Here is a 3,701-nt window from a genome sequence, read left to right on the forward strand (position 1 = left end):
CTACTCAAATTTCATATTTTCATATTTATCATTTAGAAGATGATGTAGAATTGCAAAAAAAAATTAAATAATTTAGATCAAACAATTAAAAATCTTTATCAAAGGCGTTCTGATGTTAATATTTTAAAATATATAAATGAACAAATTTGGCATTATTCATATGAACGAAATCAAATAGTTAACAAAATTTTTAGTTATTCCTATCAAGACCCTACAATACAAGAACTTAATTTAAGTTATCAAGAATTAATACAAAAAATTCAAAATTTACAACAAAAATATATTAACTTACAATATAAATTAAATAAATTTGATTAAATTTATTAATTATAAATCAAAGAGACCTTCTCCAGGGTCTTTTCTTTTACCAAACACAACAACAAAAAATGGCAAGGCTATAAACTTAAAACCCCAAATAAAGGAGAAAAAACAATCATGACCATAAAAAAAATGCAACAAAAAATACTTTCTCTTGAAAAACAATTAAAATTATTATATAATACAGTAAATGTTAAAAAAAGGAGCAAAATAAAGATAAAAGAACTAAAAAAATAAATTTATCAAATATTTTTTTATTTAATTAGTATTATTATTACATTAGTTACCGCATTTTATTTTACTAATCATAATAGTTTAAGTGAAAATATTAATAATGTTCATAATAGTTTAAGAGAAGATATTAATTTAAAAAGTGAACACTTAAACAACAACATCAATCAAGTTGAAAAGAAATTAGATACATTCAAACAAGACACACAAAATAATTTTAATAAATTCAATAAAAAATTTGATAAATTATACAAAAAAAATAATAATAAAAATAGGTTATAAAAATGAATTTAATAAAAAAATTATCTAGATATATCCCTTATATATTTTATATTTCAATATTACAAAAAAAACCAACATCAACAAAAAAAACAAAATCACATTTTTAGCCGAAACAGTCTAAGATAATTTAAGAATGGAAACAAAACAATTAATAAAAAATAAAGGAGTGGTAATTAATGATTAAATTACAAAATCAATTTAAAATAATAAGTTTTTGTTTATGTTCTTTCTTAGGATTATTGTTTATTTTTAATAATAATCAAGTAATAACGACCCCTAAAAAAACATTATCAAGAAAGGAAATACTAAAAATTGGCTGTAAGAAAAAAAGACGCTCGTGCTCAACCGATGATCGCTAAAAGAAATACATTTTATAAAACATCCTTTATTATTATTTTTTTAATCGCTTCTGTGTTGGTTTATGTGGATAAAGTATTATATCTTTATCAAATTAATGCTTTTTTAAACTTAACTCCTTTATCGTTTGGAGAACAAACAAAATTAACTGTTTATTGTGCTTTATATGCTGCTTTGTATTTTTTTACCGCTCAAAGTAATTTTTTAGTCATTCTTTTTTTAATTCTTAGTCTTACTAAATTTCGACATCATAAAGCATATTCTTTATTTGCTTTTATCGTTTTAGTGGATATGTTGTTAACAGGATTGGTTTGGTGGTTAATTGCTGCTCCTTATTCCGAATGGAACCTTTTAATAACTAATCCTTTGCATACTAGTTGTTTCGAGCATACCTATTTTCCTCTTTTATATGTTTTGTTTTATTTTCTTAATCAGGATATAGTTTGTTTCAAATTTAAACAAAGTTTAATGGCTTTGTTCCATCCACTCTTTTATCTCTTTTATTCTTTGTTTTTGGGTTTTGTGAGTGATCAAAAATGGTATAGTTATCCTTATAATTTTATGAATCCTCATGAAAAATGCGCTTTAAATGATTCTTTGTTAAAGTTTTTGGGCGGCCATCATTATAAAGAGGCCCAAGGATTCCTTGGAGTTTGTCTTAATAATCTTTTTTTGCTAGGTATTTTGTTAAGCGCTATTCCTTTATTATTGAAAATTAAAAAATATTGTTGTCCTCTTCAAAAAAAAGATCCTTTTAAAAGCAAAAAAAATAATTATGAATGGGAATTTGACATTATTAATAAAAAAACAGAAAAACCAGTTAAAATAACTTTATTTATGTGTCATTGTCCAGTTCAAAATCATTTTAAATGTAAAAATTGCAACAAAATGTTTGAATTGCAAAAACCAAAAAGAGAAGTTTGTTCAACTTGTCATGATAAAAAAATAAAACAATTAAATAATCAAAAAAGCCAACAGTTTTAAATTCATAACTTTTATTAATTCCTTTCTTTTTTAAAAAGGAAGGTTTTTCGTGCTTTTTAAAAAAAAATATGCATCTTGTTTTCAACAAAAACTCGTAAAAATGGTTATTTTTAAATTATTTTTGATCAAACTGGCGCAAAAAGCTCTTTTAAAGGATCTTTTTTATCAAAGTCATCCCCCCTTTTTATTAATTTTTATTTTCCTTAAAGCTTTGATAGCAAAAACATACTTTAAAAGGATATGTTGAAGGTCGCCGCCAAGTTAAATTTTAATATTTTTTTAATTTCTAAAATTAGATCTTTATTTTTAAAAAAATTTAAATAACAATTTATTATTATAAATATTCTTGAATAATATTTTTTAATAATAAATTGTTATTTTTTAAAAAAGGGTTGACAAATTGATTTTAATTTATTATAGTAATGACAATACGCTAGAGTTGTAATAATATATATTTTTCGGCCTTAAAATAATGATAATCACTATAAAGTTTCTTTTTTCGGGATAAAAATAAGGTATTTGTTTTAGAAAAATTCGTTGTTGTCTTTCAGTACCATTTCGTTGGGTCTCATCCCTTTCTGTTTAAAACAATTAAACAAAAAAAACAAAAGTGAGGTTTTTTTAATGCAAAAATTATTTTTTTTGATATTGATGGCACTTTAATGACTAGAGAATATGTGATTCACCCTCAAACTCGCCAATTAATTCAAACTTTAGCAAAAGATCCTAATGTTAAATTAGGAATAGCAACAGGTAGAAGTCTCAGAGGAATATCTAATTTAGGGGATTTATTGCCTCTTTTTGAAAATTTAGTGTTAATGAATGGTAGTTATATTATCGCCGATCAAAAAAATATCCACAAACAAAAACTTTCCAAAGAATTATTAAAGAAAATCATTAATAAAGGGAAAGAGTATTCTATTGGCTTAGGTATTATTGGTTTAGATAAAAGAGAGATTGTTGTGATTAATTCTGATGTGGAAAAATTAATCGAAACTGACGGCAAAAGAAAATGGATTATTAAAGAAGGTCAACAAATAAATGTTAACGAAAATTTCCATGTTGAAAAATTAGATTATGATGTTTACCAAATGTGGGCTTTCCATGAAGATAACGCTGTAGTAGATAAATTATCACAAGAAATAGAAGTTTTAAAACCTTATTTTTCTCGCACAGGCAGAAGCTATTTAGTGCATCGTTACTTCAATAAAGCTTCTGGCATTAAAAAAATTCAAGAATTATATCCTGATTGCCAAGTGGTTTGTATTGGTGATGGACACAATGATATTGAAATGTTAAAACTAGCAGACATAGGTATCGCGATGGGTAATACTAAATACAAAGAAGTATTGCAAAACGCTCAATTAGTAGCTCCTAGTATTGAAAAAAAACCAATTATATGACTTTTTCAAAGCTAATAAACTAGTTTGATCATTAATCCCTCTTTTTCATATAATAAAAAACACTACTTTACGTTTAGTTTACTTTAGTTAGTTAGTTAACTTATTATATAATATTATTATATATAA

At 24.0% G+C, this 3,701-nt stretch carries 3 protein-coding genes; all 3 read left to right on the forward strand.

Features of this window, described 5'->3' with window-relative positions; translation table 11 throughout:
* Positions 1-1,007: 1,007 nt before the first annotated feature.
* The 3 genes from CPX_RS03010 to CPX_RS02570 all read left to right on the forward strand — a co-directional run bounded on the left by CPX_RS03010 (position 1,008) and on the right by CPX_RS02570 (position 3,575).
* Positions 1,008-1,190: an SVM family protein gene (locus tag CPX_RS03010; RefSeq protein WP_152907392.1), complete on the forward strand. Its 183-nt coding sequence runs from the start codon at positions 1,008-1,010 to the stop codon at positions 1,188-1,190.
* Complete coding sequence (locus CPX_RS02560) at positions 1,144-2,172, forward strand: hypothetical protein (protein WP_235443266.1); 1,029 nt, start codon at positions 1,144-1,146, stop codon at positions 2,170-2,172. The genes CPX_RS03010 and CPX_RS02560 overlap by 47 nt, the downstream gene beginning before the upstream one ends.
* A 662-nt stretch (positions 2,173-2,834) precedes the next feature.
* Positions 2,835-3,575, forward strand: coding sequence for an HAD-IIB family hydrolase (locus CPX_RS02570; RefSeq protein ID WP_235443267.1), 741 nt, complete (start codon positions 2,835-2,837; stop codon positions 3,573-3,575).
* The last annotated feature ends 126 nt before the right edge of the window (positions 3,576-3,701 follow it).

It is taken from the genome of Candidatus Phytoplasma pruni, from assembly GCF_001277135.1.
Classification (GTDB): Bacteria; Bacillota_I; Bacilli_A; order Acholeplasmatales; family Acholeplasmataceae; genus Phytoplasma; species Phytoplasma pruni.

Coding starts and splice junctions, on each gene's coding strand:
- CPX_RS03010 (WP_152907392.1), top strand. CDS start 1,008: ATGATTAAATTACAAAATCAATTTAAAATAATAAGTTTTTGTTTATGT.
- CPX_RS02570 (WP_235443267.1), top strand. CDS start 2,835: ATGACTAGAGAATATGTGATTCACCCTCAAACTCGCCAATTAATTCAA.